Annotated in this window: 17 protein-coding genes; 13 read left to right on the top strand and 4 right to left on the bottom strand. The window is 60.0% G+C overall.

Annotation, left to right across the window (positions count from 1 at the left end):
- The first annotated feature begins 203 nt into the window (after positions 1–203).
- The 5 genes from AB4Z24_RS17405 (at position 204) to AB4Z24_RS17385 (ending at position 7210) form a co-directional block, all read left to right on the top strand.
- Positions 204–1412 (top strand): efflux RND transporter periplasmic adaptor subunit, encoded by a 1209-nt coding sequence (locus AB4Z24_RS17405; RefSeq protein WP_441710308.1) that lies wholly within the window; start codon positions 204–206, stop codon positions 1410–1412.
- Between the two features lie 33 nt (positions 1413–1445).
- Positions 1446–4661 (top strand): efflux RND transporter permease subunit, encoded by a 3216-nt coding sequence (locus tag AB4Z24_RS17400; RefSeq protein WP_441710307.1) that lies wholly within the window; start codon positions 1446–1448, stop codon positions 4659–4661.
- 52 nt (positions 4662–4713) lie between these two features.
- The gene (locus AB4Z24_RS17395; protein ID WP_441710306.1) at positions 4714–5463 is read left to right on the top strand and encodes an SDR family NAD(P)-dependent oxidoreductase; all 750 of its coding nucleotides are present in this window, start codon (positions 4714–4716) and stop codon (positions 5461–5463) included.
- Positions 5464–5525: 62 nt separating this feature from the next.
- Positions 5526–6452: an ABC transporter ATP-binding protein gene (locus AB4Z24_RS17390; protein ID WP_441710305.1), complete on the top strand. Its 927-nt coding sequence runs from the start codon at positions 5526–5528 to the stop codon at positions 6450–6452.
- Complete coding sequence (locus AB4Z24_RS17385) at positions 6449–7210, top strand: ABC transporter permease (protein WP_441710304.1); 762 nt, start codon at positions 6449–6451, stop codon at positions 7208–7210. The genes AB4Z24_RS17390 and AB4Z24_RS17385 overlap by 4 nt, the downstream gene beginning before the upstream one ends.
- Before the next feature lie 51 nt (positions 7211–7261).
- Here the strand turns inward: AB4Z24_RS17385 and AB4Z24_RS17380 are convergent, their stop codons facing one another.
- Positions 7262–8599, bottom strand: coding sequence for an aminotransferase class III-fold pyridoxal phosphate-dependent enzyme (locus tag AB4Z24_RS17380; RefSeq protein ID WP_441710303.1), 1338 nt, complete (start codon positions 8597–8599; stop codon positions 7262–7264).
- Positions 8600–8857: 258 nt separating this feature from the next.
- Between AB4Z24_RS17380 and AB4Z24_RS17375 the strand changes: the two genes are divergently transcribed.
- The 8 genes from AB4Z24_RS17375 to fabG all read left to right on the top strand — a co-directional run bounded on the left by AB4Z24_RS17375 (position 8858) and on the right by fabG (position 17370).
- Positions 8858–11140: a propanediol/glycerol family dehydratase large subunit gene (locus tag AB4Z24_RS17375; RefSeq protein WP_441710302.1), complete on the top strand. Its 2283-nt coding sequence runs from the start codon at positions 8858–8860 to the stop codon at positions 11138–11140.
- Positions 11137–11565 carry a diol dehydratase small subunit gene (locus tag AB4Z24_RS17370; protein ID WP_441710301.1) on the top strand — a complete coding sequence of 143 codons (429 nt, stop codon included), beginning with the start codon at positions 11137–11139 and terminating at the stop codon, positions 11563–11565. The genes AB4Z24_RS17375 and AB4Z24_RS17370 overlap by 4 nt, the downstream gene beginning before the upstream one ends.
- 10 nt (positions 11566–11575) lie before the next feature.
- The gene (locus AB4Z24_RS17365; protein ID WP_441710300.1) at positions 11576–12271 is read left to right on the top strand and encodes a cysteine hydrolase family protein; all 696 of its coding nucleotides are present in this window, start codon (positions 11576–11578) and stop codon (positions 12269–12271) included.
- 231 nt (positions 12272–12502) lie between these two features.
- Positions 12503–13657, top strand: coding sequence for an ABC transporter substrate-binding protein (locus AB4Z24_RS17360; protein WP_441710299.1), 1155 nt, complete (start codon positions 12503–12505; stop codon positions 13655–13657).
- 133 nt (positions 13658–13790) lie between these two features.
- Positions 13791–14855: an ABC transporter ATP-binding protein gene (locus AB4Z24_RS17355; protein ID WP_441710453.1), complete on the top strand. Its 1065-nt coding sequence runs from the start codon at positions 13791–13793 to the stop codon at positions 14853–14855.
- A complete protein-coding gene (locus AB4Z24_RS17350; RefSeq protein ID WP_441710298.1) occupies positions 14852–15712 on the top strand; it encodes an ABC transporter permease in 861 nt (286 codons plus the stop codon). Before AB4Z24_RS17355 ends, AB4Z24_RS17350 begins: the two co-directional genes overlap by 4 nt.
- A 4-nt stretch (positions 15713–15716) precedes the next feature.
- A complete protein-coding gene (locus tag AB4Z24_RS17345; RefSeq protein ID WP_441710297.1) occupies positions 15717–16526 on the top strand; it encodes an ABC transporter permease in 810 nt (269 codons plus the stop codon).
- Between the two features lie 64 nt (positions 16527–16590).
- The gene (fabG, locus tag AB4Z24_RS17340) at positions 16591–17370 is read left to right on the top strand and encodes a 3-oxoacyl-ACP reductase FabG (RefSeq protein WP_441710296.1); all 780 of its coding nucleotides are present in this window, start codon (positions 16591–16593) and stop codon (positions 17368–17370) included.
- A 31-nt stretch (positions 17371–17401) separates the two neighbouring features.
- On the opposite strand, the gene qhpR is transcribed toward fabG, so the two are convergent.
- The 3 genes from qhpR to AB4Z24_RS17325 all read right to left on the bottom strand — a co-directional run bounded on the left by qhpR (position 17402) and on the right by AB4Z24_RS17325 (position 21265).
- Positions 17402–18481, bottom strand: a complete 1080-nt coding sequence (gene qhpR, locus AB4Z24_RS17335) for an AraC-like transcriptional regulator QhpR (RefSeq protein WP_441710295.1) — start codon at positions 18479–18481, stop codon at positions 17402–17404.
- A gap of 129 nt (positions 18482–18610) precedes the next feature.
- Complete coding sequence (locus AB4Z24_RS17330) at positions 18611–19675, bottom strand: phosphotransferase enzyme family protein (protein ID WP_441710294.1); 1065 nt, start codon at positions 19673–19675, stop codon at positions 18611–18613.
- Between the two features lie 162 nt (positions 19676–19837).
- Entirely contained in the window at positions 19838–21265 is a 1428-nt protein-coding gene (locus AB4Z24_RS17325) for a gamma-aminobutyraldehyde dehydrogenase (RefSeq protein ID WP_441710293.1), read from the bottom strand.
- Between the last annotated feature and the right edge of the window lie 22 nt (positions 21266–21287).

Below are 21287 nucleotides of genomic sequence, written 5' to 3'. Positions count from 1 at the left end.
GATTCCGTCGAAAGGACTGGCCAGTTTGACGCATTGCGCGATCGCTGGCCGCCTGGACTCAACGTCGACAACTTCTCCTAACGACGCGCGCCACCCTGACCTTTCGCTAGCGCACATCGGCCTTCCAACGCTTTCCACTTTGTCCGCCGGCCCACTGCTGGCCGTCCGGCGAGCGCCAGACGCGTACATTCGAAGGATTGATCATGAAACTTCGCTTTTCCTCCAAATCTCTGGCGAGACTGACCGGTCCGGTCGCCCTCGCATCCCTTCTTTTGGCAGCCCAAGCTCACGCGGCGCTTGCCCAGGAACATCCAGCTGTGCCCGTCTCCGTTGCGACGGTCGAAGCACGTGAGATCGATACGTGGGATGAATTCTCGGGCCGGCTCGAAGCTGTCGAGCGCGTCGAGCTTCGTCCTCGCGTTGCCGGTCAGATCCTGAACATTCATTTCCGCGAGGGCGCGCTGGTGAAAGCAGGCGATTCCCTGGTGACAATCGATCCCGCGCCGTATGCGGCAGAGGTCGAGCGTTTGAATGGCCTGGTCGGTGCGGCGGAAGCACAGCTCGTTTTCACGAAGGCCGACGTCGAACGCGCCCGTAAAATCATCGGGAATGCCCTTTCGGAACGCGAACTCGATACGCGCGCGAACGCTTACGATGCCGCGGTCGCAAACCTCAAAAGCGCGCAGGCAGCGTTACAAACCGCCAAACTCAATCTCGCCTGGACCGAGGTTCGCGCGCCAGTGTCGGGGCGCGCCGGCCGCCGCGAAGTCACCGTCGGCAACCTCGTCGAGTCCGGTCCGAACGCTCCAGTCCTGACGACGATCGTATCGGTCAATCCTATCTACGCGGGCTTTAACGCCGACGAGAACGTCGTTGCGCAGGCACTTGCAACGCTTTCGCCCGAAGCTAACGCCACGGCGCGCGTCGAGCAGATCCCCGTTGCGATTTCGACGCCTGCAACCGCGGACCAATGGCGCCGCGGCACTCTGCAGCTGATCGACAATAAGGTGGACGTTGCGAGCGGCACGATAAGGCTCCGCGCAACCCTCGACAACACCGACGGGCGCCTCATCGCCGGTCAGTTCGTCCGCGTGCGGATGGCAAAGCCTCGCTCGGCTCCGATCATTGCGATCACCGAGCGCGCCATCGGAACCGACCAGGACAAGAAGTACGTCATCGTCGTCGGCAAGGACAACAAGACTGCCTATCGCGAAGTCAAACTCGGGACGATGGCCGACGATCTTCGCATCATAACGAGCGGCCTCAACGCGGGTGACCGGATCGTCGTCGCTGGCTTGCAACGGGTGAAGCCGGGTGACGAGGTCGCGCCTGAGCCCGTCGCCATGAATGGCCGTCCATTGTCAGAAGAGCATGCGGCAGCCGACAAATCTTCAGCGACTGCGCAGCAATAGATCCTCTCGCAAAGCCAGTAAGGCACGCCAGCCATGAACATCTCGAAGTTCTTCATCGATCGCCCGATCTTTGCAGGCGTGCTTTCCACGCTGATTTTCCTCGGCGGCCTCTTGGCTTTGCCCGCAATGCCAATTTCGGAGTATCCGGAAGTCGTGCCGCCACAAGTGGTGGTTCGCGCGAACTACCCGGGCGCCAATCCGAAAGTCATCGCGGAGACGGTTGCCACACCGATCGAAGAGCAGATCAACGGCGTCGAAGGCATGCTCTACATGAGCAGCCAGGCGACGACCGACGGTTTGATGACGCTGACCGTCACGTTCCGGCTGGGTACCGATCCCGACAAGGCGCAGCAGCTCGTTCAGAACCGCGTCTCACAGGCTGAACCGCGTCTTCCTGCCGACGTGCGCGCGCTCGGCATCACAACCGTCAAAAGCTCACCTGACCTGACTATGGTCGTGCACTTGCTGTCGCCGAACGACCGTTATGACATGACGTACCTGCGCAATTACGCGGTTATCAACGTCAAGGACAGGCTTGCACGCATCAACGGCGTCGGCGACGTCCAGATCTTCGGATCAGGCGACTATTCGATGCGGGTCTGGGTCGATCCGGCAAAGGCCGCCGAACTCGGACTTTCGGCAAGCGATATCGTCAATGCGGTTCGGGCCGAGAACGTCCAGGCCGCCGTCGGCGTCGTCGGATCTTCTCCCTCGCTTCCGAATCTCGATTTCCAGCTATCCGTCAACGCGCAAGGCCGCCTCGCGAGCGAAGAAGAATTCGGCAACATCGTCGTCAAGGCCGGCGCGAACAATCAGGTCACGCGCTTGCGCGACGTCGCTCGCATCGAACTCGGCGCGGCCGACTATTCGCTGCGTTCGCTGCTCAACAACAAGCAGGCGGTCGCGATCCCGATCTTCCAGGCTCCCGGTTCGAATGCGATCGAGATCTCGGACAACGTCCGCGCGACGATGGCTGAGCTCAAGCAATACATGCCCGAGGGCGTCGACTACAGCATCGTTTACGATCCGACGCAGTTCGTGCGTGCTTCGATCGAGGCGGTCATTCACACGCTGCTCGAAGCCGTGGCGCTCGTCGTGCTGGTCGTCATTCTCTTTCTTCAAACCTGGCGCGCGTCGATCATTCCGCTGATCGCGGTTCCCGTGTCGATCATCGGCACGTTCGCGGTGATGCATGTTTTCGGCTTCTCGATAAATGCGCTGACACTCTTCGGACTTGTGCTCGCGATCGGCATCGTCGTCGACGACGCGATCGTCGTCGTCGAGAACGTCGAGCGAAACATCGAGAACGGTTTGTCTCCGCGCGACGCGACCATTCAGGCCATGCGCGAGGTTTCCGGGCCCATCATCGCGATCGCGCTCGTGCTGGTCGCCGTTTTCGTGCCGCTTGCTCTGATCACCGGCCTGACGGGGCAATTCTACAAGCAGTTCGCGCTTACGATCGCGATATCGACGGTGATTTCGGCCATCAACTCGCTGACGCTGTCGCCCGCGCTCGCCGCACTTCTGCTGAAAGGTCACGATGCGCCGAAGGATTGGCTAACTCGGGCGATGGACTTCGCGTTCGGCTGGTTCTTCAGGGGCTTCAACCGCGCCTTCACCAGCGGATCGAATGCCTACAGCGGCGGCGTCAAGCGCATCCTGTCGCACAAGGCGGCGGCGTTTCTTATCTACCTGGTTCTGATCGGCGCCGCCGGTGCGATGTTCAAGGCTGTGCCTGGCGGCTTCGTGCCGGGTCAGGACAAGCAGTATCTCGTCGGCTTCGCGCAGCTTCCGGACGGCGCCACGCTCGACCGCACCGAAGACGTCATTCGGCAGATGGGCGACATCATGCTGAAGACTCCTGGTGTCAGGGACGCGGTGCAGTTTCCTGGCTTGTCGATCAACGGCTTCACCAACAGCTCCAATTCCGGGATCGTTTTCGCCGGTTTGAAGTCGTTTGACGAGCGGCGCTCGCCGGAACTCAGCGGTCCCGCAATCGCGATGAAGCTCAATCAGCAATTTGCGGGCATCAAAGACGCGTTCATCGTGATGTTTCCGCCGCCGCCCGTTCAGGGTCTTGGAACCATCGGCGGATTCAAGCTGCAAGTCGAAGACCGCGCCGGCCTTGGCTATGACGCCTTGAGCGATGCGATGAAGAATTTCACTGGGGCGCTCTACAAGGCGCCGGAGCTTGCTGGCATTTTCACCTCGTATCAAGTGAACGTGCCGCAGCTTTACGCTGCGATCGACCGGACGAAAGCGCGTCAGCTCGGCGTCGCCGTGACCGACGTGTTCGAGACGATGCAAATCTATCTCGGATCGCTCTACGTCAACGACTTCAACAAATTCGGCCGCACGTATTCGGTTCGCGTTCAGGCCGATGCGAAGTATCGTGCGCGGCCTGAGGATATCGGGCTGTTGAAGGTTCGCTCGAACACCGGTGCGATGATCCAGCTTTCGGCGCTGCTCAACGTGAAGCAAGTCGCAGGACCGGAGCGTGCCATGCGCTACAACGGCTTTCTCACGGCCGACGTGAACGGCGGCGCTGCGCCGGGCTACTCATCGGGCCAGGCGAAGGCGGCCGTCGAAAGGATCGCAGCCGAGGTCTTGCCGAAAGGCATCGGCTTCGAATGGACGGAGCTGACGTACCAGGAGATCCTGGCGGGCAATTCCGGGATCTGGGTTTTCCCGCTTTCGATCTTTCTTGTCTTCCTGGTGCTCGCCGCACAGTACGAAAGCCTCGTGCTGCCGCTGTCGATCATCATGATCGTGCCGATGGGACTGCTCGCAGCGATCACGGGCGTCTATCTCTCGCATGGCGACAACAACGTCTTCACGCAAATCGGCCTGATCGTTCTCGTGGGGCTGTCGGCGAAGAACGCCATTCTGATCGTCGAGTTCGCGCGTGAGCTTGAACTTGCCGGGAGAAATCCCGTGCAGGCGGCGATTGAAGCGAGCCGGTTACGGCTGCGGCCCATTCTGATGACGTCGATGGCGTTCATCATGGGTGTCGTTCCGCTCGTGACCTCCATTGGAGCCGGTTCCGAGATGCGGCGTGCAATGGGCATTGCCGTCTTCTCGGGAATGATCGGCGTCACGATCTTCGGCATTTTTCTGACGCCGGTCTTCTACGTGATCTTGCGAAAGCTCACCGGCAACAAACCTTTGAAGCATACCGGCGAGATCATTGCGCCTACGGCTGCGGCTGCGGGCTCACATGGCCACCCGGTACCGACACCTGCGGAATAACACGACCGAAACTTGGCGCTTCCCCCTGAAGTCCCACGAATGGAGAAAAGCAATGACTGATCTCAAAGGCAAAGTCGCAGTCGTAACTGGCGCTTCGAAAGGCATCGGAGCCGAAATCGCGAGAGCCCTCGCAGAGGCGGGCGCGGCCGTCGCCGTAAACTATGCCTCGAGCAAGGAAGGCGCCGAAAAGGTCGTCGCCGATATCAAGAGCAAGGGCGGCAAAGCCATTGCCGTGAAAGGCAGCGTCGCAAAAGCCGACGACATCAAAAATATCTTTGCAGAAGCGAAGAAAGCGTTCGGCTCGGTCGACATCCTCGTCAACAACGCCGGCGTCTATTTGTTTCAGCCTCTCGAATCCGTGACAGAGGCGGAGTTCCATAGGCAGTTCGATACAAACGTTCTCGGAACCATTCTCGCCGCACAGGAAGCAGCGAAGCATTTCGGTCCGGAAGGCGGCAGCATCATCAATGTCGGTTCCGTCGTCAGCTTGGCGGCGATACCAGGCTCGGCCGTTTACTCGGCGACGAAAGGGGCCGTCGATGCGGTTACGCGGGTCTTAGCCGCAGAGCTTGGGCCGAAAAAAATTCGCGTGAACACGATTGCTCCCGGTCTCATCGAAACCGAAGGCGTTCATGCGATGGGAATTCTCGGCTCCGATTTCGAGAAGCAAGTTGTCCAAGACACGCCGCTGGGACGCGTGGGTCAGCCGGATGACGTCGCCAAGGTCGCCGTTTTCCTGGCGTCCGACCAGTCTGGCTGGGTCACCGGCGAAAGAATAGTCGTTGCTGGCGGATCCCGTTGACAACAATAGCAGACGCTGCGATGCGTGCCGGGTCGAGGCACGCCATCGCACAGAGCCAATTGATGCCAGCAGTTATCCGTGTCGAACACCTTTTCAAGACTTATGCTTCGGGATTTTCAGCTCTCAAAGACATCAATCTCGAAGTCAACCGAGGGGAGATTTTTGCTCTTCTCGGTCCCAACGGCGCAGGCAAGACGACGCTGATCAGCGCCATCTGCGGGATCATCAATCCCACGGCAGGCACAATCAGCGTCGACGGCATGGACATTGCCGCCGATTATCGCACCGTGCGCGCGATGATCGGTCTCGTGCCGCAGGAACTTTCGACGGATATGTTCGAAACGCCGTGGGCGACGGTCAACTTCAGCCGGGGCTTGTTCGGCAAGCCGCGGAATTACGCCTACGTTGAGAAGGTGCTTCGTGCACTCTCTCTCTGGGACAAGAAAGACAGCCGCATCATGACGCTTTCGGGCGGCATGAAGCGGCGGCTCTTGATAGCGAAAGCGCTGGCGCATGAGCCGCGCATTCTCTTCCTCGACGAGCCGACGGCCGGCGTCGATGTCGAGCTTCGCCGCGAGATGTGGGGCGTCGTTCGGGATCTGCGCGCGGAAGGCGTGACGATCATTCTGACGACACACTATATCGAAGAGGCGGAAGAGATGGCCGACCGCGTCGGCGTCATCGCCAAGGGCGAGATCATCCTCGTCGAAGAAAAGAACGAGTTGATGCGCAAGCTCGGCAAGAAGCAGCTCGTCCTTCAGCTGTCGTCGCCTTTGACGGAAATTCCCGGAGCGCTTGCCGCCTACAATCTGCATCTCGCCGCCGATGGCAACGAGTTAACCTATACCTACGACACGCGGGCCGAGCGAACGGGCATTACCGCGCTCCTCAACGACATGCGCACCGCCGGGTTGGCGTTCAAAGATCTCTCAACCATGCAAAGCTCGCTCGAAGATATTTTCGTCGACCTCGTGAGGGAAAACCGATGAATATTGAAGCCGTCCGAGCCATCTACGGTTTCGAGATGTCCCGCTGGGGACGCACCTTGATGCAGAGCATCGTCTCGCCGGTGCTGTCGACATGTCTTTATTTTATCGTCTTCGGCTCGGCGATCGGTTCACGCATTTCCCAGGTCGATGGGGTCGACTATGGAGCCTTCATCGTACCCGGTCTCGTGATGATGCTGCTCTTGACACAGAGCACTCTCAACGCCTCGTTCGGCATCTACTTCCCACGCTTCACGGGGACCATTTACGAGCATCTTTCTGCTCCGATCTCGGCCTTCGAGATCGTTCTCGGATATGTCGGAGCGGCAGCGACAAAGTCGGTCATCCTTGGGCTGCTCGTCCTGGTCACGGCAAGCCTGTTCGTCGATCTTCGTATCGCACATCCCTTCTGGATGATGTTGTTTCTGGTACTTACAGCGCTGACGTTCAGCATGCTCGGTTTCATCATCGGGATTTGGGCCGATGGGTTCGAGAAGCTTCAGATTATCCCGCTGCTCGTCATCACGCCGCTGACGTTTTTGGGCGGCACTTTCTATTCGGTGAAGATGCTGCCGCCTTTTTGGCAAACGGTGACGCTCTTCAATCCTGTCGTCTATCTGATCAGCGGATTTCGCTGGAGCTTCTTTGAGATTTCCGACGTGAATGTTGGCGTCAGCCTTCTGATGACTACCGTGTTTCTTGCGATCTGCATGGCCATAGCCTGGTGGATCTTCCGCACGGGCTACCGCCTCAAGGCCTGACGAGAGGCCTCGATTGCATTGCGGTTTTGGCTATACGTGCTCGCGGCCGGCTCAGGTCGCCGCGGCGAGTGCGCCTTTGAACGCCTCGACGAAGATGCCGACGTGCTCGCGATTGAAGCAGAGCGGCGGCCGGATCTTCAAGACGTTGCCATGGCCACCGGCCGTTCCGATGAGGACGTTGCGCTCGCGCATGCCATTGACGATTTTCTCGGCAAGCTTGCGGTCGGGTTCACGTGACGCCTTATCCTTCACGACCTCGACGCCGATATAAAGTCCCGCGCCGCGGACATCGCCGATGCGGTCGCCTTCGGCTCCGGCATTACGAAGCTCCGCGCGCAGATAGGCACCGGTTTCGAGACTATTCTGCTGCAGCCCTTCGTCCTTAAGAACGTCCAAGACGGCCAGTCCGGCAGCGGCCGCGACCGGATTGCCGCCGAATGTGTTGAAGTATCCCGACTTCGAGCCGAATGCCTTGAGCATTGCTGGTTTCACCGCGACGCCGCCCATCGGGTAGCCGTTACCCATGGGCTTCCCCATGACGATCATATCGGGCACCAGGCCGTGGCGTTCGAACCCCCACATTTTTTCGCCCGTGCGGCCGAATCCGGGCTGTACCTCGTCGGCGATGTAAACGCCGCCAGCATCGCGAACCGCCTTGACCGCTTCGGCCAGGAATCCCGGCGCGCCCGGGAAAACGCCATCGCTCGAAAAGATGCTGTCGGCGTTGAACCCGGCGAGTCGAATGCCCGCTGCCTTCATTGCCGCAATCGCCTCGCGAACCTCCTGGGCAAAGCGATGTCCGATGGCCTCGCTGCCATAGCGGTAGGTGTCCGGCGCCTGCACGAGGAACACATAGGGCGGTCTCGGCTCGGCGCTGGCGGATGACGGCGAGATCTCCGTCATGGTCGTTGTGTTGCCGTGATAGGCATTATCGGTGACGATGAAGCCGGTGCCTCCAGTGACCGCGCGGGCGATACGGAGCGCAAGATCGCCGCTTTCGCTGCCCGTGCAGGTGAATACGATGTTCGAGACGGCCTTCGGCATGGTGCCGAGAAGCCGTTCGGCATACGTGTAGATATTGTCGTAAAGGTATCGCGTGTGCGTGTTGAGCGTACCGAGCTGGCGCGAGATGGCTTCGACAACGCGCGGATGGCAGTGCCCCACGGACGGGACGTTGTTGTAGGCATCGAGATAGCGTGTGCCGTCGGCATCGTAGAGCCAGACCCCCTCGCCTTTGACGAGATTCAACGGGCGCTCGTAAAATAGCATCGAGGTCGGGCCGAACGTTTTTTTCCGGCGTTTGACGAGGCTCGTCACCGCGGGCGCAAGCGTGTCGGCCGCGTTCATGTCGAAGGCGTTGAGATCAAGAATTTTTCGCGTAGATTCCATAACGCCCCCTAGGGCAAGCTCCCTGGCAAATGCACGATTTTTCGCATCGGTTTCGTTTAGTATAGGGTAGACCGAGGGCAGCGGCTTGACCCTTCGTGGCCGGTCTGTTCAGTTTACGCTCGGGCGATGTCTCTAAACGTGGACTTGAGCCCGAAGACCCGTCAACTTCGAGGCGGCTCTGGTCAAACGCCCTGACTGCGCTCAGGCTATCGTGACGTCCGCCTGCAATCGCACCACCCATCGTCGAGAGTGCACCCCATGACGGAAGAATCGCACGCACGGCCAAATCGCTGGAAGCGGTTTTCCGATTGGGACGAACGCCCGCTCCGGCTCGACAAGTTCGCGGCCGAGGATGCGGCAAACGGCTTTTCGGCGTTTAAGAGCCCATTCGATCCGAAGCCGGGTTTTTCCGTCGGCGCAGGCGTCGTCGAATCGATGGATGGGATCGGGTCCGAAGATTTCGACATGATCGATTTTTTCATTGCGCGGTATCATCTCGATCCTGAAATCGCGCCGGAAGCCATGGCGATGCCATCGCTCGAAGTGGCGCGCATGCTCGTCGATATGAATGTGCCGCGAACGGCGCTCGTACGCCTGGCTCGCGGCATGACACCCGCCAAACTGGCTGAGGTCGTCAGCCATCTGTCGTCGCTCGAGATCGCATTTGCCTACAGCAAGATGCGGGCGCGCCAGACACCCGGCAACCAGGCGCACGTGACGAACGCCAAGGATGACCCTTTGCAGATGGCGGCCGACGCCGCGACAGCCGTGGCGTTCGGCTTCGACGAAATCGAGACGACGATGCGGGTCGCCCGCAACTCCTGGTCCAATGCCGTTGCCTGTGCAGTTGGGGCTGCTGTCGGGCGTTGGGGTACGCTCTTTCAATGCTCCAGCGAAGAAGCGGAAGAACTCAAGATCGGCATGGCGGGGTTCACTTCGTATGCCGAGACCGTGTCAGTCTACGGAACCGAAAAGAGCTTCGTCGACGGGGACGACACGCCCTGGTCCAAGGCGTTTCTCGCAGCAGCATACGCCTCACGCGGCATCAAGATGCGGTGCACATCCGGCGCGGGCTCGGAGTTGCTGATGGGATTTCACGATCGCAAATCGCTTCTCTATCTCGAAGCACGGTGCCTCTGCCTGCAACGCGCCATGGGCGCCCAGGGCACGCAGAATGGCGGCATCGACGGGGCTCCCGTGACGTGCACGGTTCCCGGCGGCATGCGCGAATTGATGGCGGAAAACCTGATCGCCGTCTGGCTCGATCTCGAATGTGCATCCGGAAACGATGCGCGCGCGACAGAATCGGAAATCCGCGTCGGCGCGAAAATCCTGCCGTATCTCGTCGCGGGGTCCGACCTCATCTGCTCCGGTTTCGGTTCGATCCTGAAGTATGACAATTCGTTTAACGCTTCGCTCCTCAATGGTGAGGAACTCGAGGATTATCTGGTTCTCCAGCGCGACTTCGAGGCGGACGGCGGGCTCACCCCTGTTGGCGAGACGCGCGTCATGGAACTCCGCGCGCGCGCCGTCGACGCCATCAGCGCCGTTCTCGAAGAGCTCGGGCTCGCGAAACCGACCAGCGACATGAAGCTGAGTGTCGTCGCAGCATCCGGCTCCGATGAAACGCGGACGTTCTCGGGCCGCGACGTCGCCATGATCAGCGAAGCCATCCATGCGCGGTCGATTACTGTGATCGACGTGATCAAGGCGCTTGCGGCGCGTGGATTCACCGAAGAGGCGGAAAATCTTTTGAAGCTCGTGCGGCTCCGCGTTTCCGGCGACTACTTGCAAACCTCGGCTGTGGTCCGGGATGGGCGCATCGTCAGCGCCGTCAACAATCCGAACGATTATCAGGGTCCGGGCACGGGCTACCGTCTCAGCGAAGAACGACGCGAGGAAATCGTTGCCATCCGGGATGTGCTGACGCGGCAAGAGGTGTTGAGGGTCGAAGCCGCCTACCGTCCGGCGGAAGTTACACGAATTTCTTACAGGGCAATCGGCCCCGCCGCGGCGACGCGCAATGAGCGGGAGGTGGTGATCGGCATCAGCCCCGCCTTCGGGCTAAAGCTCTTCCAAACGGTTGCGGGGCATCCACTCTCGGCCATTCTGCGTGTGCTGATCGCGGGCATTACGGAAGGCGGGTGCACAGCTCGTGTCGTTCGCATGCGCCATACGGCCGATACCTCGTTCCTGGGGCTCAGCGCGGCGCGGCTCGCAGGCTCCGGTATCGGGATTGGGATCCAGGCGAAGGGAACTGCCGTCATCCACCAGAAAGACCGGCTGCCGCACAACAATCTCGAGCTGTTTTCAAACTCGCCGATCACCAAGCTCGAACATTACAAGCGCATGGGGCTCAACGCGGCCGCTTACGCACTCGGCGAGATGCCGGAGCCTGTCATCGTGCCGACGCGGGGCGAAGCGATGGGCTCGCGCTATCATGCCAAAGTTTCGCTCATCTACGCGATCGAGACCGAAATGACCTCCGAAGGCGCCGAGCCCGAAGAGATCGACGTGACATTCATCGGAGCAGCGGCATGACCCGGAAGCCTCTGACGGTTGCCGACTATCCGCTCGCCGAAAATCGCCCCGACGTCGTCGAGACGAAGGCCGGCAAAACGCTCGACGACATCACGCTCGAGGGCGTGCTCTCCGACCGTGTGACCCTCCAAGATCTTCGGATCACGGGCCGGGCGCTTCGTCAGCAGGCGGAGATTGCGACGGCGGCCGGACGACCGACGCTTGCCGCCAATTTCGAGCGCGGCGCCGAGCTCGTGGATGTGCCTCAGGACGTGATCATGCGGGTCTATGAGCTGTTGCGTCCGGGCCGCGCGAACTCCAAGGACGAGCTGATCGCGGTCGCGAGGGATCTTCGCGAAACCTACGGCGCCGATGGCGTCGCGGCCTTCATCGAAGAGGCCGCAGACGTCTACGAGCGCCGCTCTCTCTACAAAAAACGTTTCTGAAAGGACGGGCATGAGCTGGAAGACGGCCTATCGATCCATCTATTACGACGGCGCTCCGGAGCCAGACGATCCGGATCTTTCCAAGCAAACCACCGCCCTCCTCGTTATCGACGTCCAAAATACCTACCTCGCCCGGCCGGATCGGGCCTCGCTCCGGCCGGAAGAGCAACGCTGGTTCGACGCCTGGACGCCGTTTCACGACCGCATGCACAATATCGTTCTGCCGCGGACGAAGGATCTGCTGCAGACGTTTCGGAAAAACGGCATCGAATGCCTGTTCGCCCGCATCGCCTGCCAGACCAAGGATGGCCGCGACCGGTCACTGTCGCAAAAAATGCCGGGCTGGAACAACCTGCTGTTGCCCAAAGACGAGTCGCCGTCGCAGATCGTCCCGGAGCTTCTCCCTGTCGGCGAGGAGATCGTGGTTACGAAGACGACGGACAGTGCGCTGACCGGAACCAACCTGCGGCTGATCCTGACTAACCTCGGCATCAAAACCGTCGTGTGCTGCGGGATTTTTACCGACCAGTGCGTTTCCTCGACCGTCCGCAGTCTCGCCGACGAGAGCTTCGCGGTGGTCGTGGTGGAGGATTGCTGCGCGGCCGGCTCCGACGAGCTTCACCACAAAGAGCTCGAGATCATGAACATGATCTACGGCCACGTCATGTCGAGCGCGGAACTCAAGGCTCTGATGGGGCTAACGTAAACGGCTTGACTCGTCCCAGAGGGTCAAGTTTCCGTAGGAGAAAGTCAAATCAACTTGGCACACGCGCGCCTACAGTGATTTTGTCATAGGGGGATTTGAATATGACGTGATCGACTGTTGAAGCGCTCCTTCCGACTCGCGCTCGCCCGTTGGCGAGCCCCCTCGATCGCTTTCGTTCGGGCCCAATTTTTGGGCAACAACATCATCTTTCGCCCACCAGGAGTGACAGACATGTTTGACAGCCACCTAACGCGCCGCAACTTCATGAAAACGTCAGCGTCTGTCGCGGCGACGCTTGCCGCCAGTCAGATGGGTCCATTCTCACGTCCCGCTTACGCGGCCCGTGACAAGGAACTCAATATCCTTTGTTGGGAAGGTTACAACTCCGCCCAGGTGCTCGACCCGTTCCGCTCATCCAAGAGCGCGAACGTCAAGGCCGAAAGCCTGACCAACGATCCGACGATGATCAACCGTCTGCGCGCCGGTGAGATCAACGTCTGGGATCTCATCAACGTCAACAATCCTTGGGCACGCAAAGTGATGATGCCCGAGAAGCTGATCAAGCCGCTGAACCGCGCGAAGTTCGAGCCATACTTCGAAAAGATGCTGCCGCAGTTCAAGCCGCCCTACAAATGGGCAATGGATGACTCGGGCAAAGAATTGCTCGGCATGGCTCAGCGCTTCGGGCCCTATTCCTTCGTCGTCAATACCGACAAGATCAGCCGGAAAACGGCCGAGGATCAGGGTTGGGATCTTTTCAACGATCCGAAACTGGCGGGCCGCTTCGGCATTCTCGAATCCGACGACTGGAACGTCTTCGGCATCTGCGCAATCGCCGGCTTCGATCCGTACAAGCCGCATTCGCCCGAAGAAGTGGCCAAGTTCGAGGAAACCGCGAAACGCGTCCTCAAGAATAAGAAGGTTGTCGGCGATATCGCGACGATGAACCAGGCGCTGATTTCCGGCGAAATCGATTGCCACCTCACGGGCGGATCGTACTCTGTATCTCCGGCACGTGCAGACGGTCACCTGAACCTGCGTGCCATCACGCCGAATAAGGGCCCCTTCGCAGGCGGCAAGGGCGGCATCGCGTGGATCGAAATCACGTCGGTCGTCAATAACCCCGTGAGTTCACCGCTCGCCGAGCAATTCCTCGAATACGTACAGGATCCCGTCGTCGCGCACACGGTCGCATTTGCCGAGGGCACTTTCAACCCAGTCGCCCAGATGGGCAATCCGGAGTGCTTCAAGCTCTTCTCGAAGGAGCAGCTCGAGGCCATCCAGTGGGACAGCCTTGACGAGGAGATGGCGCGCTCCGTCGAATACGATATCGTTCCGGATTACGACAAGTTGCTCGACATCTGGAATGCAGCGAAAAAGAGCTGAGGCTAATGCGCTGCGCCGTTGCTGAAAAAATGGCGTAGCACACAACRCATGGGCCTTCCGCCGTCGATAAGCGGAAGGCCCAAACCATTTCTCATCAGCGTCCGATAAAGTTGGAACTCCACCGTTGACCGCAATGTCAAAGCCCATCCTGCAATTGAAGAACGTCCGCAAAGCGTTCGGCACCCTCGCCGCCGTAGATGACGTCAATCTCTCCATCGGCGAAGGTGAATTCTTCACGATCGTCGGTCCCTCTGGCAGCGGCAAGACCACCTTGATCCGCATGCTCGCGGGAATGGAGAAGCCGACATCGGGCGACATTCTGCTCCACGACAAGCGCATCAACGACACCCCGGCCAACGAGAGGCCGACGTGCATGGTGTTTCAATCGCTCGCACTCTTCCCGCACCGGACGGTCGGGCAAAACATCGAGTTCGCGCTGAAGATCCGAAACGTCGATCCGGCAGTCCGCGAGAAACGCGCGCGCGAACTGATGCAGCAGCTGCATCTGCCTGCCGACTACTATTCCAAGAACGTCACACTGTGCTCGGGCGGCGAACGCCAGCGTGTCGCGCTTGCGCGGGCGCTCGCCTTCGACCCGCAAATCCTGTTCTTCGACGAGCCGCTGTCCGCGATTGACTACAAGCTTCGCAAGACGCTCGAAAAGGAACTCAAGGACATTCATCGCGAAACCGGCAAGACGTTCGTCTACATCACGCACAGCCTCGAAGAGGCGATGGTGATGAGCGATCGGATCGGCGTCATGCGCCGCGGCAAACTCATTCAAGTCGGCTCGCCCAACGAAATCTATTCGACGCCGCGCTCGCGTTTCGTCTCCGAGTTCATGGGTGACGTCAACGTCATACCCGTCGAGGCAAACGGCGCGGGCTCCGTGCGTTCGCAGTCGCTTGGCGCGAGCTTCAAGGTTCCGGCGAATTCCGTCGAAGCCAAAGCGCAGTGCCTTGTCGTTCGTCCAGAGTTCCTGCGTTTCCTCGAGTCGCCGGCCGAGGCGCAGAATAGCCTCAAGGGAATACTCTATAACGAATACGCGCTCGGCTCGCGTATCCAGTATCAGGTGCGCGTCGGCGAAAAGGTATTCCTCGTCGAGAAGCTGCGCCAACAGCCCTTCAAGGGCAAGCTCGACGACGAAGTGCTGATCGGATGGGACCCGGAAAACGCTATTCTGGTGGCCGACGAATGAGCGGAGATAGTTCCTTTCTTGCCCAGCCAGGGCGCCGGGCCGCAATACCGATCATGGTATTGCTGTTGCTCGGGTTTGTAGCGCCGCTGCTCGCCGTCGTCGGCTTCAGCTTCATGCCGCCGCGGACCTTCGGGCTCTGGCATGAACCTTCTCTCGAGAATTACGAGAGGATCTTCAGCGACAACACCTACGTCTCGTTGCTGTGGTCGCTCGGCCTCGCATCGTTGACCGTCGTTCTGCTGGCGCTCATCTGCTACCCCGTCGCCTACGGGCTCGTGCGCGTGTTCGGCCGCTGGTCGACGGCGCTGACGCTGCTCTTCACGATTCCTCTCATCGTTTCGGAGAACATTCGCCTCTACGGATGGGTGTTGTTCTTCATCAAGGGGGGCGTGCTTCCGGGCACATTGAAAGCCCTGTTCGGCGTGGAGATGGGCGACTTTCTCTTCACTCCGGCGGCCGTTCTCTTCGGCATGGTCTACGTCTATCTGCCTTTCATGCTGTTTCCCATGACGCTCGGAATCGCGATGGTTCCGAACCAGATGCGGGAAGCCGCGCGGGATCTCGGCGCTACGCGGTGGCAGGTTTTTCGCGAAGTCGAACTGCCGCTCTCCACCCCGGGCTTGATGATCGGCTCGCTCCTGACCTTCGTGCTTGCGGTCGGCGCGATCGCGGAAGCAAAGGTCCTCGGCGGCCAACGCATCATCCCCATCACGCACGATATCGAGATTGCCTTCACGTATGCCCAGAACTGGCCTCTGGGCGCGGCGCTGGCGGTGCTGCTGATGCTCGTCGTCAGCGTACTGGTGCTGACGGTGCTGAAGCGTTTCGATCTCGATCAAATTCTTGGAAAGCGGTAACGCGATGTCCGACAACAATTACAGCGTTCGTCATATTCTTATTGGGGTCTGGACAGCCGCAGTCCTGATGTTCGTGTTTCTTCCGAGCGCGACGATCCTGATCGCTTCGATGACGGCCAGCCGCTACTTCACATTTCCGATCACGGCTTTCGGCTTCGACTGGTGGTCCAAGACGATCAACTCTCTCGAAGTGAGGTCGTTGGCCTATACGTCGCTGTCGATCGCGGCGGTCGTGACTGTGATCGCGGTCGTGCTCGGGTTCTTCGGCGCGCTCGCCTTTGCCCGTTACGATTGGCGCGGCCGAAAGCTCTATCAGAAGTTCATTCTGCTGCCGATCTTCTTTCCGCAATCCGTTCTCGGCCTCGCGCTGCTTCTCTGGTTCAACGCCTTGGGCTTCACATTGTCTTGGAAGACGGCGGTGCTGGCGCATCTCGTCTGGATTGCACCCGTTGTGACACTCGTCATGGCGATCCAGGTCTATTCGTTTGATCCGTCTCTCGAAGAAGCAGCCACGGATCTCGGCGCATCGCGATGGCAGACGTTCCGCGAGGTGACGCTGCCCGTTCTCATGCCAGGCATTTTCTCGGGAAGCCTGTTCGCCTTCCTGCTGTCCTGGGGCAACTTCCCGCTGTCGCTATTCACGACAGGGGCCGACAACACGCTGCCCAAATATCTCTACGCAAAGATGGTGGCGGGCTACACGCCCGGTGTCCCCGTCCTCGGAACGATATCGACGGCGGCCGCCGCAATCGTTCTCTTCGGAGGCTACCTGGCGATGCTGCTTCTCACGCGCAACCGCAAAGCCGCGATTTAGAGAAAACTCGCAATAGCTGAGACTTCAACAAGACAAAAAACACGTCGCTTAGGAGATTTTGTTCATGCTCACGTCTATCGCAGGCCGATCCGTCATCGTCACGGGTGGAAGCAAGGGCATCGGCAAGGGTATCGCCCGCGTCTTTGCGAAGAGCGGCGCCAAGGTCGTCGTCGTCTCGCGCAATCTCGCCGAAGCCGAGGCCGCAGCGGAGCAGTTTCGCGTCGACGGCGGCACGGCGATGGGCTTTGCTGCCGACATCACGAGCATGGGCGACATGCAGATGCTCGCCGAAGCCACCGCGCGGACTTACGGCGGCATCGATATCCTGTGCGCGAACGCTGGCATTTTCCCACAAACCAAGATCGAGGAACTGTCGCCGGAAGATTGGGATTTCGTTTCCGATACGAACCTCAAGGGAACCTTCCTCTCGGTGAAGGCCTGCCTGCCGTATCTGAAGAAGTCCGATCAGGGACGCATCGTCATCACCTCTTCGATTACGGGACCAGTCACCGCCTTTCCGGGCTGGGCTCACTACGGTGCGACGAAGGCCGGACAGCTCGGCTTCATGCGCACGGCCTGCATGGAGTTCGCGAAATACGGCATTACCGTCAATGCGGTGCTGCCGGGCAATATCGCAACGGAAGGGCTCGCCGCGCTCGGACCTGAGTATGAAAAGTCGGCGGCGGCTTCCATTCCACTGCAGAAGCTCGGAAAGGTCGAAGACATCGGCTACGCGGCGCTGTTTTTTGCTTCCAAAGAAGCCGCCTATATCACCGGGCAGACGATCATCGTCGACGGCGGTCAGATCCTGCCCGAGAGCATGGATGCGATCGCGCAGGCCTAGCGCCTTGCGCAAGCCTTAGACCAGTCGTCGATCAGATTTGATTGCGTAGAACCTCCGCGCGGAGCGCGCGCGGAGAGAGGCCCGTCCACCGGCGGACGGCACGGCTGAACGCCGAGAGCTCAGAATAGCCGACGAGGAAGGCAATTTCCGAGAAGGAGAGCTGGCGCTGGCGCACATAGGACAGGGCCAGGTCCCGCCGCGTGTTTTCGACGAGGCTGCTGTAGCTCAGCCCGTCGTAATGAAGCTCGCGTTGAATGGTCGAGAGTGGCAGGCGCAGCTCGGCGGCGACGCATTCGATTTGCGGGAAGCCTTCCGGCAATCTGGCGCGCACGGCGCTGCGTACACGGTCAGTGATACTGAAACGCACATCGCGACGCTCTGAAAGCCTTTCGAGGCACAGTTTCATCGCGCACATGAGCCGCGGATCAGCTGCCGGCATGACCTGCTTCAGGATCTGCGGGCGGAAGACGATGGCATTCGTCGGCTGCGAGAAAAAGGCCGGCGCTGCGAAGGCGCGTTCGTGCTCACGCCAACCTTCGGGCTTTGGATGTTCGAAGTGAACTTCCTCCGGCGCCCAGCTCTGGCCCATCGCTTCACGAATGAGATTGAGGAACATGCCGAGCGACAGTTCCGCGTCCTGGCGGCGTTCGACGATCTGCGGCGCGTCGACTCGATATTCCAATCTCACCAAGCCGTCGGATGACGTATTGAGCGCCATCGATGACGATTGCTGGTGCAGCGGAAAGAGTTCGACGAGGGTTTCGAGAGCAACGCCGAGCGAGGGAGCGGAAAGCGACGCGTACCCCCAAAGGCCGAGGTCCCGTGGATCAAACGCATTACCGAACCACAGGCCGAAGTTATCGTTACGCGTCAGCCTGGCGCTTTCCTCGAACAGGCGACAGTAGGAGCTGAGACTCAATTGCAGCGTTGGCGAGCCGGCCATCTCAGGTGAAATGCCAGCGCTACCGAAAATGCGATCGACGTCACCACGCTGCCGCTCGATGAATTTCACGATACCGGTCGCGGCCGAAGCGAGAACAGACGGATCAGCCGCCTTCCCGATGGAGGTCGCGGCGCCACTCGCTGCAAAGTCGATAATCCCCAGTCCCATCGTTTCCTGGTGCGCAGGTGCGAATATCACGGAGAAAAAAGCTAGCAGAAGCGGCTCGCGGGTCAACCATCAAGCGCGATGAATTATTCGGCATTGATGCACGCCGATTGCTTATTTGCGGTGCAGCATTCAGCCGAAAATACGGCCCAGAATGCCCTTTTTTCGCGGTGCAGCAGCGTCGTTTTTGGCAGCGTTGCCATAGCGAGAAAGATACTGCTCGCAAAGCGGAATCGAACTCGCCGTGTACTCAACACCCATGGATTTCGCGAGCTCCGTTTCCGAATGCGAACCGATCCAGGCGACGAGAAGAAGCCTGCGGAGCATGACGAATGTCGCGATCTCGTTTTCTTCCGCGTCGCTCAGCGCGCCGATCCGGCGATAGCCACGTACCCAGGCTTTCAGAAGCTCCGGCACCTCGGGCGCGTGCTCGAAAAACGAAACGGTCGTCGCGCAATCGTAAAGAAGCCAGGAGAAGCCGCAGTCGTCGAAATCGATCACCTTAACGGTCGGCCCATCCATCAGCAGGTTGGCGAGACGCATATCGCCGTGCACGAGATTGAAGCGATCGGGTGATTGGCCGAAATTCTCGAGTCGCTGCTTGATCAGCGCAACCGCTTCAGTGATGGCCGCCAACGCCTCCGGCGTCATGCCCATCCCATTCTTCCAGTTGCCCCAATGGGGACGACTACCGAGGCTGGTTTCGAAGTCCCATGAGAAGCGCTCGAACCAGGGCGGCCGCTGCCACTTGCGAACATGCGCATGCATGCGGGCCGCGGTTTCGCCGAGCAGCTCGAAACCGGCGACGTCGGTCTGTGCCGGCTCGGCGCCATCCTCCCATTGGAACAATACGACGTTTCGCGGATTGGCCAGCCCTTCGACCGCAACCGTCTGAATGAATTCGCCGTCGAGGCCCCTCACCGCCGTCGGGGTCGTAACGCCGGCGTTTTCGCGAAGAGCCGAAAGCCATGCGAGTTCCGAGGCAATGCCGGTGCGCGAATGATAGCGTTCGCGGTGAACGCGCAGCGCCCACTTTTGTCCCGAGCCGCTTTCGACACGGTAGGTTGCATTCTCGGAGACGTTGATCAGCTTGAGGGTGCAGTCATTGGAAAGGCCGTAGCGCTTCGCAGCGCGCTCAGCCAAAACCTGCAACCGCTGCAGCAGCTCTTCGTGTGTCAGCTCATCCGTGCCCGTCATTCCTGGCCTTCAATCCCAAGTGCTTCATTGAGGAGCGGCCTTTCGACCGCTTCCTTGCCATTTTTGAAAACACTACGGGGCGGCGGAAAAGCGAACTTGACCTCGCCGCCACGCCAGTTGACAGGCCGGACGGGCATCCGGTGCTGCTCTGCGAAAGTGAAACTACAGCTTCACCATCACGTGACGCGGGACGGTGTAGTCTTCAAGCGCGTACATGGAGAGATCCTTGCCGTAGCCCGACATTTTCAGACCGCCGTGCGGCATCTCGCTGATCAGCATGAAATGGGTGTTGACCCAGGTGCAGCCGTATTGCAGCTGAGACGCAGCCTTCATGCCCTTCGCGATGTCTTGCGTCCAAACGGAAGACGCCAGTCCATAATCGCTGTCGTTGGCCCAGGCGATGGCTTCGTCGGCGTCGTCGAACGGCGTGATCGAGACGACGGGGCCGAACACTTCCTTGCGCACGATCTCGTCGTTCTGCGTGGCGCCTGCGAGGACCGTCGGCTCGAAGAAGAAGCCTTTTCCGGCTGCGGGCTTGCCACCTGCGGCCGCCGTGATGTGGCTCTGCTGGCTCGCCCGTTCGACGAAGCCTTGCACGCGCGCCTTCTGAGCGGAGGAAATCAGCGGGCCGATGTCGTTCTCGTCGTCGTTCGCCAGATTGTACTTCAGACCGTTCACTGCGCTCGAGAGATCGGCAACGAGATTGTCGTAGACTTTCTTGCCCGCGTAGATACGGCACGCGGCAGTACAATCCTGACCAGCGTTGTAGTAGCCGAAAATTTTCACGCCCTCGACAACGGCCGAGATGTCGGCGTCGTCGAATACGATGACGGGCGCCTTGCCGCCGAGCTCGAGATGCGTGCGCTTGATGTTGGACGCTGCTGCCTGCAGCACCTTCTGACCGGTGCCGATGCTGCCCGTGAGCGATACCATCGAGACTTTCGGATGATTGATCAGCGCCGAGCCAGTCGTTGACCCCTTGCCGACGACGATGTTGACGACGCCTTCGGGAAAAATGTCGGCGATGATCTTACCGAGCTTCAGAAGCGTCAGCGGCGTCTGCTCGGAAGGCTTCAGAACAATCGTGTTGCCGCCAGCCAGCGCCGGGCCAAGTTTCCAGGCCGCCATCATCAGCGGGTAGTTCCAGGGTGCGATGGATCCGACGACGCCCACGGGATCGCGGCGGATCATCGACGTATGACCGGCCAGATATTCGCCGGCGACGGGTCCGTGCATGTTGCGAACGGCTGCCGCGAAGAAGCGGAAGCAGTCCGCGACCGCTGGCATCTCGTCCTGCAAGACGCGGATGCGCGGCTTGCCGGTGTTCAGTGCTTCGAGCGCCGCGAAGCTTTCAGCGTCGCGTTCTATCGCGTCGGCGAGCTTCAAGAGCAGGGTCGAACGTTCGACCGGCGTCGTCTGCGACCAGGTTTTGAAAGCCTTCGCCGCCGCGTTGACTGCCGCATCCACCTGCGCAGCAGAAGCATCCGGCAGATTGGTGATGACCTCTTCGGTCTTCGGGTTAACGATGGGTTCCGGCGCGTCCGTTCCGGCGACGAAGTCGGAGCCGATCAGCATATTGGTGTCGAGCATCTTATCCTCCAGTCTCAAGTCC

Origin of the sequence: Hyphomicrobium sp. 2TAF46 (genome assembly GCF_052114865.1) — a bacterium.
Taxonomy (GTDB): Bacteria; Pseudomonadota; Alphaproteobacteria; order Rhizobiales; family Hyphomicrobiaceae; genus Hyphomicrobium_B.
This window is presented reverse-complemented; position numbering and strand designations above follow the sequence as displayed.